This window comes from Lutimonas vermicola, assembly GCF_038433205.1.
Lineage (GTDB): Bacteria > Bacteroidota > Bacteroidia > Flavobacteriales > Flavobacteriaceae > Lutimonas > Lutimonas vermicola.
In genome coordinates, this window is sequence record NZ_JBCDNA010000002.1 from 216891 (window position 1) to 231315 (window position 14425).

Consider the following 14425-nt stretch of genomic DNA (forward strand, 5'->3'; position numbering starts at 1 on the left):
TGCTCCTGCCGGAGCTTGAGAAAAGTAATTCAAAATTTCATCACTATCCTTCGTTGAATGTAAAAGGTGCCTTAAGAGCCTTTAAAACAGCATCATCTCTTTTATACACATCTTTCATAAACATTAAGTTGTTGTCCTGATCAACAGCTGCCGTAAGATAAATCAAGTAAATATTTATGGGTTTGGGCAAGTAGATTTTTGTTGTTTCTCCTGATTCTAAAATTTCATTGATCTTCTCCATATTCCAAACTTCCGGATCGTTCATCAGGCTCATTAAAAGGCCCCATTTATCTTCGGTCCTGATGCAGCCATGGCTAAAAGCCCTGTCCTGCTGATTATACAAGCCACGTGAAGGAGTATCGTGAAGGTATACGGCATATTTATTAGGAAAAATAAATTTGACCTCCCCTAGTGCATTCCAGGGACCTGCCTTTTGCCGTATGATAAAAGGAAAATTTCCAGATGAATACTGGTTCCAGTCAATAGAGGAAGGATTGAGTAATTTTCCTTTGTTATCCATAACCTCCATGTGCTTCTCCTCCAAATACCCGGGATCTTTCTTTAAGTTGGGTAAAGTTTCGTGTGTTGCAATGGAATAAGGCAGGATCCAGGTAGGATTTATCACGATATATTCCATAACTCCCTTAAAAATTGGAGACTCCTTGTGGTATTTCCCAACAATCGCCCTTGAATTAAACACTTCTTTCCGATTGGTGAATCTCTTTACATGAAACCCTGCTATATTGACCAACAAAAAATCCTCATCAGGTTGATGAAATATCCATCGTGTTCTTTCAAGATTGAGCAGTAACATATCAATGCGGTCCTCAACCGGGACCTGCATTTGTTCAACGGTGCCTTTTCCAATAACGCCATCCTGTGTTAATTTGTGCCTCCACTGAAATTTTTTAACACCTTGTTCAAGATCTTTATCGAATATGTTCTTATTTTCCACCAGGCTTTCTTTAAGGTCTCCTACTGCTATGAGATATTTTCTGATTTCAGCAACTCTGCCCGCTGTATCTCCTGGCTTTAATACCTCTCCATCACTCACCCATGGCCACCCGCCTTGTGCCGATTCTTTCCTCAATCGTTTCAAATGAAATTTCATGAGATCATACATATAGTGATGGGGTTTAAAATCTTCAAATACCTGTTTAATATTTTGATTGTGCAAAGTGATCGTCAAAAGACTGTCAGGATTAGACGGGCCTGCGTTTCTTTCGACATCCCAATTTTTTCTTATTTCAGATTGCTCCAGCTTGCCCTCCAAAAGATGAGACGCATAAAGGATCAGGGCATCGGTCATCAAAAGGTCAAGGTCTGCCGTTTCTGTCTTACTCAGTTTTGCTTTGTCTGATTTAGCCATTAATTTTCTGATCCTGTCAAGATGATAATCTTCAGGACTAAGCCCTTCATCATAAGATGATTCGAGGCTTTCGATCAGGTCCCTTCTGTTTTTATGACTCGTCCAGGCCAATTCAAATTCCCTGTTGGTATAGAACTTAGGCAATTCAACTTGAGAAAATAATTCGATACCTTCCACAATAACGGTCCCTTGCGTTTCCTTCGCAAGAATCTTGTCCTCCAGTATTTCTTCAACAGAAAGATCCTGTGCATGAAGAAGAACAACCGGCAAAAAAAATATAAGGAGTAATAAAACTTGTTTGAATGTACTCATGATATATCAGCTTGTTTAGCTAACAAAAATATCCAATTATTCTCATAAAAAAGCTGCAGTAATTAAAAACAATATTTTATCAGTACACTGACCGTCTTATGCAAGCCGGTTAACGGCTTTTCGGAGCAATTAAAAAATATCTATATTAGTCGATCATTCTTTAAAACATCTGTATATGCCTCACGGTGATCATAAAAAATATTGGAAAACAAATCTCAAATATTTAGGGGTTCTCTTGTCAATATGGTTTCTTGTCTCTTATGTCATGGGAATTATTCTTGTGGATGAATTAAATGCCATACGGCTTGGGGGCTTCAAACTTGGCTTCTGGTTTGCCCAGCAAGGATCGATTTATTTCTTTGTACTCATCATCCTGGTCTATATAAGACTTATGAATAAACTCGATAAAAAATACGGGCTAAACGATTAAATTATGACATTACAAATCTGGACCTGGCTATTGATCGCCATCACATTTTCACTTTATATAGGAATTGCAATCTGGTCAAGGGCCTCTTCCACCAAAGAATTCTATGTAGCAGGAGGCGGGGTTTCTCCTCTTGCCAATGGAATGGCCACCGCCGCTGACTGGATGTCGGCTGCCTCGTTTATTTCAATGGCAGGGCTGATCTCATTCAGTGGTTACGACGGTTCGGTATATCTTATGGGATGGACGGGCGGCTATGTTTTGTTAGCCCTTTTACTGGCGCCTTATTTACGGAAATTCGGAAAATTCACCGTTCCTGATTTTATAGGGGATCGGTATTATTCGAATGTTGCCAGGTCGGTGGCTGTATTTTGTGCCTTAATTGTCTCCTTTACCTATGTCGCAGGACAGATGAGAGGGGTGGGATTGGTATTTTCCAGATTTTTGGAAGTAGACATTACTTCAGGGGTGTTGATTGGGATGATCATCGTTTTGTTTTATGCTGTATTAGGCGGTATGAAAGGCATTACCTACACACAAGTAGCCCAATACTGTGTCCTTATTTTTGCATTCATGGTGCCGGCCATATTTATTTCAATCCAGATGACCGGAATTCCAATTCCACAATTAGGCTTTGGAAGCACAGGCACAGACGGAATATATTTGCTCGATAAATTGGACGGACTTCATCGGGACCTTGGATTTCACGAATATACCTCGGGCGCTAAAAGCAAACTTGACGTGTTTTTTATTACGGCAGCGCTCATGGTCGGAACAGCAGGACTCCCTCATGTGATCGTTCGGTTTTTTACTGTTAAAAAAGTAAGTGATGCGCGTAAATCTGCGGGCTGGGCCCTGATGTTTATTGCCATTTTATATACCACTGCACCGGCAATTGCTGTATTTGCAAGAACGAACCTTATCGAAACGGTATCAAATACACCTTATCACGAATTGCCGGCATGGGTTGGGAACTGGGAAAAAACAGGCTTGATGAAATTTAATGACAAAAACAAGGATGGATTGGTCCAGTATCTGGCTGATCCAAAGCTAAATGAACTAACCGTTGATAGGGATATTATGGTACTGGCCAATCCTGAAATTGCTGATTTACCCAATTGGGTGATTGCACTGGTTGCAGCCGGAGGCCTGGCAGCTGCCCTTTCTACCGCTGCCGGGTTGTTGTTGGTTATTTCGGCATCCGTTTCTCATGACCTGATCAAAAAAATGATGAATCCAGATATATCTGAAAAGGGAGAATTGGTGGCGGCAAGGATTTCGGCCGTTGTAGCCGTTTGCATTGCCGGTTATTTTGGTATAAACCCACCCGATTTTGTAGCTGCGACGGTGGCTTTGGCCTTTGGCCTTGCTGCAGCTTCATTTTTTCCTGCCATAATATTAGGAATATTCGTCAAACGCATGAACAAGGAAGGTGCCATAGCGGGTATGGTTGTTGGTATGGCGAGTATGATCTATTACATGGTGAAATTCAAATTCGACTGGTTTGGCGGAGGAACACAAGAAGATTGGTTTTTGGGAATATCTCCTGAAGGATTTGGAACGGTCGCCATGATCATCAATTTTGTGGTATCACTCAGCATCGCATTTATGACTCCAAAACCTCCCTTGGAAATTCAGGAATTGGTGGAAAATATAAGAATCCCTTCCGGAACGGGAAAAGCTCATGATCATTGATGCGTTAATTTAGTCGTTCGTCGAATTTTTTTCTAATTAATTATCATTAATTTTATATTCGTCATGGTTGTGGCCTGACCGTGTATTGATCAGTCACAACTAATGAATTCTGGAATCAATAAATTAATTTGATATTTTATGAAATCTTTGCAAATCAACACCTTTAAAGAGTACAAAGAGAAATATGAACAAAGTGTTTCTGATCCTGAAGGATTCTGGAGCGAAGTTGCTGAGCACTTTCAATGGAAAAAGAAATGGGATAAAGTATTGGAATGGGATTTTTCCAAACCCGAAATAAAGTGGTTTATCGGTGCAAAATTAAACATTACTGAAAACTGTCTTGACCGCCATTTGGAAACCATTGGCAATAAAACAGCGATCATCTGGGAGCCCAATGATCCCGATGAAGAATCAAGATATATCACCTATCGGCAACTTTATGTAAAGGTCTCACGATTTGCAAACGTCCTTAAAAACAACGGGATCAAGAAAGGAGATCGGGTTTGCCTGTACATGCCAATGATACCTGAGCTCGCTATCGCCATGTTGGCCTGTGCCCGAATCGGAGCCGTGCATTCCATCGTCTTCGCGGGCTTTTCTTCTTCGGCCCTGTCGAGCAGGATCAATGATTCTCAATGTAAAATGCTGATAACTGCAAATGAAGTCTACAGGGGAACCAAACCTATTAATCTTAAAAAAGTATGCGATCAGGCACTTGAAAACACACCTTCTGTTGAGACCGTTATTGTATACCGCAGAACAGTTGAACCGACTGAAATGACACCTGGAAGGGACAAGTTCTGGTTTGACGAATTGCAAAAAGTTGACACCCCTTGTGAGGCTGAAGCGATGGATGCTGAAGATCTCCTGTTTATTTTATACACCTCCGGTTCAACCGGAAAACCAAAAGGAATGGTTCATACCACAGGAGGATATATGGTAGGATCAACCTATACTTTTGAAAATGTATTTCAATGTAAAAAAGATGATATTTACTGGTGTACTGCAGATATAGGCTGGATCACAGGGCATTCATATATTATTTATGGTCCGTTGTGTGCCGGAGCCACCACAGTTATGTTTGAAGGCGTTCCTTCTTATCCTGATTACGGCCGGTTTTGGGAGATTGTCGACAAACTGAATGTCACACATTTTTATACAGCACCCACTGCGATAAGAGCCCTTGCAAAGCATCCTCTTTCTTTGGTTGAAAAGCATGATCTTTCTAGTTTAAAAGTACTTGGGTCTGTAGGCGAACCTATCAATGAGGAAGCCTGGCACTGGTACAATGATAACATTGGTAAATCAAATTGTCCAATTGTGGATACCTGGTGGCAAACTGAAACCGGGGCAATGATGATTTCACCTATAGCAGGGATCACCCCTACAAGACCGACCTTTGCCACACTTCCTTTGCCGGGGGTTCAACCCGTATTGATGGATGAGCGTGGAAATGAAGTAGTTCAAAAAAGCATGGAAGCCTCAGAAGGCAGGTTGGCCATGAAAGCACCTTGGCCGTCGATCGCCAGAACCATATACGGCGATCATCAAAGATATAAAGACACTTATTTTTCTGCATATAAGAACATGTATTTCACAGGTGACGGAGCTTATCGGGATGCCAGCGGGAATTATAGAATTACAGGAAGGGTTGACGATGTTGTGATCGTCTCCGGGCATAATTTAGGGACAGCTCCGATTGAAAATGCCATTGACGAGCATGCTGATATCGTTGAGTGTGCTGTGGTTGGGTTTCCACACGATGTTAAAGGAAATGCCCTTTATGCCTTTGTTACAAAATACGATGATTGCAAAACTTCTGATGAAGACCTGAAAATTGAAATTAACAAATTAATTGCCAGCACTATTGGCGCCATTGCCAAACTGGACAAAGTCCAATTCGTGTCAGGGCTGCCAAAAACAAGATCTGGAAAAATCATGCGCAGGATCCTAAGGAAAATTGCCTCAAATGAAGCTGATAACCTGGGGGATATTTCGACACTTTTGAACCCGGATATAGTTGAAGAAATTAAAGCTGGAGCACTTTGATTGTTATACATGGATATAATATGATATTCATTTTATGAAAATGATTCATTGCGCTTTTTGGAATTGACTGATAAAAGGTTTAATGGCCTATTTACCGAACAAAAATGTTTCTTGGATTAAATCGAAATAGAATCATTTAGATAATCGTCAATTTCAATTATCTTTACAATATCAGAATGTATGGTATAAAAGCGAATTCATGATTTCAAAAAAAACGAAATACGGTCTAAAAGCCTTAACTTATATTGCTCGCAATGACAAGCAGATGGTTCCTATAGCACTAATTGCAGAAAGTGAAAACATTCCTCATAAATTTTTGGAAAGTATTTTGTTATTGTTAAGGAAGTCCGGATTTTTGGGCTCCAAGAAAGGAAAAGGCGGTGGCTATTACCTTCTTAAAGAAGCTTCGGATATTTATATGACTGATGTTATGCGAATACTCGAAGGGCCAATCGCCCCGGTGGCTTGCGTGAGTTTGAACTATTATGAAAAGTGCGATGATTGTGAAGATGAAACCACTTGCAGTCTGAATAAATTAATGATACAGGTTCGTGATGCCAACCTTCATGTTTTCAGAAATACTACACTTGAAGACCTAAAATAATCCAATTTTAACATATCAAAACTTGGCTGGTTCAATTATTTTTTTACATTTGCATTATTATCCTAGTTATCCGATAGGAATTATATTTATAATACAAAGTTATGCTGGTCGATAAATTCTGCGCATCAAAAATCCAAAATAGCGATTCTCACAGTAAAAGCATGGTCAAAGCAATCAGCTGGAGAATTATAGGAACAATAGATACAATTCTTATCTCCTGGCTTTTAAGCGGAACACTGACTTTGGCCCTTTCAATAGGATCAATAGAAGTGTTTTCAAAATTTTTTCTCTATTACGGACACGAGAGGGTCTGGAATCTAATAAAATGGAAATAACATGAAAATCAACAGTTTAAACATAAATATCGATCAGGCCAATGTTTTTTTAAGAGACAAAGATCCGGTGGAAATCATTGAATGGGCTTTGTCAAAAGCAAAAACCCCGATACTTACAACCAATTTTGGCCCCTACTCAGCCAGTTTGGTTCATGCAGTGACAAGATTGAGAAATGACATCAAACTGATCTGGTGCGATACCGGTTACAATACAACGCATACCTACAGATTCGCTCATGAACTTATACAGAGATTGTCTTTGAACATGCACATCTATACACCAAATTCAACCGCAGGTTTTAGAGATGTCACAATGGGAATTCCTCAGGTCGATACTTTAGAACACAAACTCTTTACCGACGAAGTAAAACTGGAGCCCTTCAGGAGAGCACTCAAGGAGCATCAACCGGACCTGTGGTTTACAAACCTGCGAGCTGATCAAAGTGAATTTAGAAGAAACCTCGATATACTCCATGTAGACAAAACAGGAATTCTCAAAGTAAGTCCATTTTTCTATTATTCCGAATTTGACATGGAACTATATCTTCAAAGGTTTGCGCTTCCAAATGAAAAAAAATATTTCGATCCTACCAAAGTACTGACCAAACGAGAATGTGGATTACACCTAACATCTAAATAAACAATAAACTAATGTTAAGCTTCAGAACTGAAATAGAAAACCCCCTGGTTCAAAAAGATATTCTAGAATTAGACAAAAAGATCCAATTGTATCAGAATGGTAAAATTGACGAAGATGGATTTAGGTCTCTCCGACTTGCCCGCGGTATATACGGACAAAGACAGGAAGGTGTTCAAATGATCAGGATCAAACTGCCTTTTGGAAAGCTTAGTTCGGCACAGCTTCACCGAATCGCCGATGTTTCGGATGAATATTCCACGGGCAGACTTCATATAACAACAAGACAGGATATCCAGATTCACTACGTAAGCCTGGATCGTACCCCGGAACTTTGGGCTGAACTTGAGAAAAACGATATTACCTTAAGAGAGGCATGTGGCAATGCAGTTCGAAATGTTACAGCTTCAGAAACTGCCGGTATAGACCCAAATGAACCATTTGATGTGAGCCCATACGCAGATGCCGTTTTTAAATTCTTTTTAAGAAATCCCGTTTGTCAGGAACTGGGCAGGAAATTTAAAATTTCATTTTCATCAAGTGATGAGGATAGTGCATTAAGTTTTATTCATGATCTTGGCTTTATTGCAAAAAAAAAGGAAAATAACGGAAAAGAGGTCAGGGGTTTTAAAGTCATGATTGCAGGAGGCCTTGGAGCACAACCCAGACAGGCAGATGTGGTTTTTGACTTCCTCGAAACCGATAAAATCATTCCATTTATCGAAAGCACCCTGAGGCTTTTCGACAGATATGGAGAAAGAAACAGAAGGGCCAAAGCACGCTTAAAACATTTGATTTTAAAAATGGGCCTGAACAAGTTCCTGCAATACATTAAAGAAGAGCAGGCTGCTTTGTCTCATGAAAGCGTACATATCGATACAACAATGGCAGCATCTGAAATTCCTGAAGAAGACATGTTGATACCGGAAGTTGAGATCACCGATACATCAGCCTATCAAAACTGGAAACAAAGTAATGTCTTTGCACAAAAACAAACCGGCTTGTTTGCGATCGGGATAAAGGTGAGACTGGGTGACTTTTATACAGACAAGGCCAGGCTACTGGCCGACCTTATTAAACAATACGGACAGGACGAATTAAGACTTACCATTAAGCAGGGTATCCTGATAAGAGGTATCAGGGAAGCTTTATTGCCTTTTTTTTATGTCAGGCTAAGAGAACTTGGTTTTGCCGATATAGGCTATAACAGCAGCCTGGATGTGACTTCCTGTCCGGGAACAGATACCTGTAATCTTGGTATAGCCAGCAGTACAGGACTTGCAAATGAACTGGAAAAAACATTACAAGAAGAATTTCCTGAATATGTGAATAATAAGGACATCTCCATAAAAATCAGTGGTTGTATGAATGCTTGCGGGCAGCACAGCATTGCACAAATTGGTTTCTATGGTATGTCAATCAAAAAAGGAGCTATCGTTATTCCTGCATTTCAGGTATTGCTGGGAGGAGGCGCCTTAGGTGATGGAAACGGTAGGTTCGCAGATAAAATTATTAAGATCCCCAGTAAAAAAGGGCCTGAAGCACTAAAACTACTGCTAAATGATTTTGAAACCAACAAAAGCGATGACATCAGCTTTAATGCCTATTACCTCAACAGGGGTAAGGCTCATTTTTACCAATTACTCAAGCCATTAGCAGATATCTCTGAAGTAGATAAAGACCTCTTCATCGACTGGGGACATAGCGAAGAATATATCAAAGCAATTGGGGTTGGAGAATGTGCGGGAGTCGTCATAGACCTCGTAAGTACACTTTTGTTCGAAACGGAAGAAAAACTGGAAAATGCCAGGCTTAATCTGGAAGATGGAAAATGGTCAGACAGCATTTATCACAGTTATTCCTCAATGATAAATACAGCTAAAGCAGTTTTGATTGGAGAAAATATCAAAACCAATACACAGGCAGGTATTGTGAAGGATTTTGATCAGTATTTTGTTCAAAATGGTTTGATAAAGTTAGAAGGTAGCCTGGGTGATTTGATTTATCAGATTAAATCCAACAAAGCAGATGCAGCATTTTCGAGGCAATATTTTGCAGCAGCTCAAAATTTCTATAGTCTAGTCGATAATTTAAGAACCAAGGCCCTGAATGATGAATTCTAAAGCAAGACTTACATTAGTCGGAGCGGGTCCGGGAGACCCCGACTTAATAACGGTTAAAGGTTTAAATGTATTGAGAACAGCCGATGTTATCCTGTATGACGCACTCATTAACCCTGCGCTTTTGGACCATGCTCCAAAAGCAAAAAAAATATTTGTTGGCAAGAGAAAAGGTTTGCATCGTTATTCTCAGGATGAGATTAACAGTTTGATTGTTGAACAGGCTTTTCAACACGGTCATGTCATCCGTTTAAAAGGAGGTGATCCTTTTGTATTTGGAAGAGGTTCAGAAGAAATAGATCATGCCGAAAACTTTGGTTTACACACTGATATAATACCTGGAATTTCTTCCAGTATTGCTGTTCCCTCGAGTATTGGTATTCCACTTACCAAAAGAGGTGTGTCAGAAAGTTTTTGGGTGATCACGGGCTGCAATTCAGACAGACAATTAAGTTTGGATGTTTCGTTGGCAGCCCAATCTTCTGCAACTGTAGTGATTTTAATGGGCATGCATAAACTTGCCCAGATCACGGCTGTTTTTAAAGGGCTTGGCAAAGGCGAAACTCCTGTAGCTGTCATACAAAACGGAACAATGAGACATCAAAAAAACGGCGTTGGAACAATTAATGATATAGAAGAAACTGTCAAAGAAAACAACCTCTCCTCACCCGCTATCATTATCATTGGAGATGTCGTCTCAGCGGCGGGCAATAGCGAGGAATTAAGCAGGGCTCTTGAGTTACATCTGGCCTCCTGATCTAAAAGCCTGTCATTTAAAAATGAAACTCAATACCCAGAACAGGGCCCGCCAATTAAATCTCCAAATTCAGATATTTTAATTCAAAATCCTGCTCGTAATTAAACTTTAGAAAATTCCAGCCAAGCCCCCATTGTGAGCAACTTATTAAAGCGATAAGTACCATTGATACTCGCAATCCACGACCAATGATTATTGATGCTTAGTCCCCCGACATCCAATTGGGATGAAAAAAACCATCGTTTGTATTGTATAGGGATTTCCAGCCCGATGACAGGTTCTATGATCTATTTCCTTTAAAAAATCTAATCGGTAATTTTTATTGCTGTTGGAATCCTGAGCACATAAATCAGTGCTTGAAAGACTTATTAAACATAAAAAAACCAGAAATATCTTTCAAAGAAACCCATTACTCAAAATAACTAAACCCTTTCTTTGGATCAATCTCCAGCAAGGTTTCATAGATCAGCCTGATGACGTTTTCCACATCATCCCGATGGACCATTTCAACAGTGGTATGCATATACCTGAGCGCCAAGGAAATCAACGCCGAAGGGACACCTCCATTTGAATAGGCAAAAGCGTCTGTGTCTGTTCCGGTTGCCCTGGATGCAGCTAATCTCTGGAATGGTATTTTATGTTTTTCTGCAGTATTAATGACCAATTCCCGCACATTGTTTTGAACGGCCGGAGCATAGGATATAACGGGGCCATCGCCTGACTTGGTTTCTCCTTCTTTCTTTTTGTCGATCATCGGGGTGGTTGTGTCATGGCAGACATCGGTAATGATGGCCATGCTTGGCTGAATGGTATGCGTAATCATTTCGGCTCCTCTTAAACCAATCTCTTCCTGAACAGAGTTTGTGATATACAACCCGAATGGCAATTCCTTCTTGTTTTCCTTTAACAATCTTGCTACTTCCGCAATCATAAAACCTCCCATGCGGTTATCTAAGGCACGGCATACAAAATTATTTTTATTGAGAATCATAAATTGATCAGGATACGTGATCACGCAGCCCACATGTACACCCAATGCCGTTACCTCATCCTTTGTTTTACAGCCTACATCAATAAAGATATTATCCAATTTTGGCGTCTCTTCCTTACCCTTGTCTCTTGTATGTATTGCCGGCCATCCAAAAATACCTTTTACAATACCTTTCTTTGTATGAATATTCACGCGCTTTGAAGGTGCAATCTGATGGTCACTGCCCCCATTCCTGATTACATAGATCAGCCCTTCATCAGTAATGTAATTCACATACCAGGAAATTTCATCGGCATGACCCTCAATCACAACCTTAAACTCCGCTTTAGGATTGATGACGCCTACAGCCGTACCGTAATTATCAGTGATAAACTCATCCACATAAGGTTTTAAATAATCCATCCAAATCTTTTGCCCCTCAGATTCATATCCTGTAGGAGATGGATTGTTTAAATATTTTTCCAGAAATGATATCGATTTTTTATTGAGAATTTTCTTTTTTGACATGTTCTTAAGTTTTCTACGAAATTAAGAAATATCACATAATATTAACAGAAAACATCTTACATATTCCTAAATTTGCAATGTCAATATAAGTCTCAAATATTTGATTACTTCTTTAATGAATTGAGAACCATACTATGAAAAAGTGTTTTGGCATATTACTATTCTTGTTTCCTTTGATCTTATTCTCGCAAAACCCGGAGAAAAAGCTGTCAATTGATGAATTTTATATCATTAGAAACGACTCTCTCACCATTCCTTTAGATGAAATTCTGTTATTGGATAAGCGAGATTTTAAATCAAAAAAAGAAAGGCGTTATTATTACTGGTATTATAAAAAAGTTCAACGGGCTTACCCTTTTGCAAGGCTGGCTTCAGATACCCTTGTAGGGATAAATAAAGAACTTGAAGGTATCAAGTCTAAGAGAAAGAGGAAAAAAAAGATAAAAGAAATTCAGCATTATATGGAAGGTGAGTTTTCAGATCAACTCAAGAAACTTACGCGTACCGAAGGCCGTATCCTTATCAAACTCATCCACAGGCAAACCGGAGAGACCATGTATGAATTGATCAAAGAATATCGAAGCGGATGGAAAGCCTTTTGGTATAATTCTACGGCAAATATGTTTAGGCTCTCTCTTAAAAAAGAATATATTCCAACTGACGAAGCCCTTGATTTTATAATTGAAGACATTCTACAGAGATCATTTATCAATGGTACCCTCGAAAAAAGGGAACCTAAGCTGCAAATGGATTATGTAGAGCTCTTGAACCAATACCGTGACATTGATATAGAAAAAGAAATCACGGAGTACATTGACAAATACATGAAATAAATCAACCTCCCTTTAAAGTGGATGCATTGGGATCCATCCTGTGTTCACGATCATTAAAATCATCAGAAACCTCCTTTATCTTTTTATTTATTTCGGCCTGATCTCTAATATATTTTGGTGCCAGGGAACTCTGGCCGGGAAATTGTTCTATCATCATGGTGGTAGACGGGAAAGCAAATTCAACTCCAAGTGCCGCCGCCAGTCTAACGATTCCAAGATGCAGGATATGTTTTGATTCCTGTTCTTGCCCCCAGTCAAGCCCTTTGAAATATACATTTACCAAAATGTTCAAAGAGGAGGCTCCAAAGGAAATAAAATCGACATTATACGATTGACTCTTTGTAGAGGGGTGCAAAGCGATCAGGTCCTTTATTCCCTGAACAAAGGCTTCAATCAACTCGGGAGGCGTATCATATCGTATGCCAAGCTCTGTCGTATAGCGTCTAAACACCCGCAGCCCTTTATTATTGATGTCTGCTTCAGAAATCTTGCTGTTTGGAACCTGAAACAAAGTCGTATCAGCAGCTCTTATCACTGTTGACCTGAACCCCACTCTCTCTACCGAACCTTCAACGCCTCCAAATTCAATCCAGTCATCGAGCTGGAAGGGTTTATCAAGAAAAATTACCATGGTTCCTATTAAGTTCTTGACGGAATCCTGAGCCGCGAATGCCAAAGCGATACCCCCTATGGAAGCTCCTGTCAAAACAGTGACCGGATCTACACCGAAAACGGTCAATATATGCAGAAATCCTATCAAAATTACAATCGCATGAAGGACCTTGCTTAAAATGGGAGCAAGCTGTTTATCAAGTTTGGTTTTTTCTTCAGGCTTGTATCCGTCATAAAAATTCAAGACAACATTTAATAATTTCAGCACCATGACAATCCAAAAAACAGTTTCCGCTATTTTAAGGCCCGTAATCAACAAAGCGTTAAGCTCTACCATTTGCAATGAGGGAAGTATACTTTTTACAAATCTTAAAATGATAATAAATACAAGTGGATTGGCAAGTTCATGTAAAATTGTCATTGTATTCCGGTCCGAAATTTTTCTAAAAAACATTCGTTGAAACATCCTGAGAATGAAAAACATGACAGGTTCCAGTATATAATACAGAATGACACAAATAACAAGTATAATCAAGACTGAGACAGGCTTCCAAATGAGGATTCCTTTTACAGATGTACTAAAAAAACTTGGGAACTGTTCATTGAACCAGGAAAATTCCAAAGGAAAGGTTTTCTTGTAAATCCTATCGAGGTTTTGGACGGTTTCTTCAGAGAAATACCAATTCTGTCCTGATTTTTCAATATATATTTCCGGAAGTCGGATGGGAAAAGGTGCATATCGGTGTTTGGCATACTCTAATGTATTTGTGCCGATATTGAGTGAATCCTTATAATCCGGATCAGCAGGAACTTTTGTGAAATCAATGATTAAGCCATTTCCATCAAAAACTTCCTTGATTCTTTTTACAATAAGTTGTGCCTCCTTTGGTTCCATGCCTTTTACCGTCGCAGAAGATTTTTCCACGTCATAATGTTCAGGCATCAAAAAATAGATGTGGGTGTATAAGGTCGCTTTAGGGTTGCTAAGATCAACCTTCCACTTTTGTTGTGATTGAGCAAAAAGAGAAACAAATAGAAATAAAAAAGCTATTTTTTTCATGAATAATTGAATTAATAAGAGCTAAATTAGTAATATAAATCTTAATATTCTGAGGAATTCATCTTCATTTATATCGGTTTATAATATGCACCCGTGAAATAATAATGACTTGGGTAA

At 39.4% G+C, this 14425-nt stretch carries 12 protein-coding genes; 9 read left to right on the forward strand and 3 right to left on the reverse strand.

All coding sequences use genetic code 11. The features are described 5' to 3' along the window. Positions 1–43: 43 nt before the first annotated feature. Entirely contained in the window at positions 44–1681 is a 1638-nt protein-coding gene (locus AABB81_RS08355; RefSeq protein WP_342159893.1) for a L,D-transpeptidase family protein, read from the reverse strand. 175 nt (positions 1682–1856) lie between these two features. Between AABB81_RS08355 and AABB81_RS08360 the strand changes: the two genes are divergently transcribed. From AABB81_RS08360 to cobA, 8 genes are all read left to right on the forward strand, one after another. Further along, on the forward strand, positions 1857–2111 hold the full coding sequence (locus tag AABB81_RS08360; protein ID WP_342159894.1) for a DUF4212 domain-containing protein: 255 nt from the start codon (positions 1857–1859) through the stop codon (positions 2109–2111). 3 nt (positions 2112–2114) lie between these two features. Further along, the gene (locus AABB81_RS08365; RefSeq protein ID WP_342159895.1) at positions 2115–3803 is read left to right on the forward strand and encodes a sodium:solute symporter family protein; all 1689 of its coding nucleotides are present in this window, start codon (positions 2115–2117) and stop codon (positions 3801–3803) included. 138 nt (positions 3804–3941) lie between these two features. Further along, positions 3942–5852, forward strand: a complete 1911-nt coding sequence (gene acs, locus AABB81_RS08370; protein WP_342159896.1) for an acetate--CoA ligase — start codon at positions 3942–3944, stop codon at positions 5850–5852. A gap of 199 nt (positions 5853–6051) precedes the next feature. After that, positions 6052–6456: an RrF2 family transcriptional regulator gene (locus AABB81_RS08375; RefSeq protein WP_342159897.1), complete on the forward strand. Its 405-nt coding sequence runs from the start codon at positions 6052–6054 to the stop codon at positions 6454–6456. Positions 6457–6617: 161 nt separating this feature from the next. Next, entirely contained in the window at positions 6618–6791 is a 174-nt protein-coding gene (locus AABB81_RS08380) for a DUF2061 domain-containing protein (protein ID WP_342159898.1), read from the forward strand. A gap of 1 nt (position 6792) precedes the next feature. Next, positions 6793–7431, forward strand: coding sequence for a phosphoadenosine phosphosulfate reductase domain-containing protein (locus AABB81_RS08385; RefSeq protein WP_342159899.1), 639 nt, complete (start codon positions 6793–6795; stop codon positions 7429–7431). A gap of 11 nt (positions 7432–7442) precedes the next feature. Continuing rightward, positions 7443–9551 (forward strand): HEPN domain-containing protein, encoded by a 2109-nt coding sequence (locus AABB81_RS08390; protein WP_342159900.1) that lies wholly within the window; start codon positions 7443–7445, stop codon positions 9549–9551. Further along, positions 9538–10305 carry a uroporphyrinogen-III C-methyltransferase gene (cobA, locus tag AABB81_RS08395; RefSeq protein WP_342159902.1) on the forward strand — a complete coding sequence of 256 codons (768 nt, stop codon included), beginning with the start codon at positions 9538–9540 and terminating at the stop codon, positions 10303–10305. The genes AABB81_RS08390 and cobA overlap by 14 nt, the downstream gene beginning before the upstream one ends. Positions 10306–10714: 409 nt before the next feature. Here the strand turns inward: cobA and AABB81_RS08400 are convergent, their stop codons facing one another. After that, positions 10715–11803, reverse strand: a complete 1089-nt coding sequence (locus AABB81_RS08400) for a M42 family metallopeptidase (RefSeq protein WP_342159903.1) — start codon at positions 11801–11803, stop codon at positions 10715–10717. 134 nt (positions 11804–11937) lie between these two features. Between AABB81_RS08400 and AABB81_RS08405 the strand changes: the two genes are divergently transcribed. Further along, complete coding sequence (locus AABB81_RS08405) at positions 11938–12636, forward strand: DUF4294 domain-containing protein (RefSeq protein WP_342159904.1); 699 nt, start codon at positions 11938–11940, stop codon at positions 12634–12636. 1 nt (position 12637) lies between these two features. Here the strand turns inward: AABB81_RS08405 and AABB81_RS08410 are convergent, their stop codons facing one another. Beyond that, on the reverse strand, positions 12638–14308 hold the full coding sequence (locus tag AABB81_RS08410) for a mechanosensitive ion channel family protein (protein WP_342159905.1): 1671 nt from the start codon (positions 14306–14308) through the stop codon (positions 12638–12640). Positions 14309–14425: the final 117 nt, after the last annotated feature.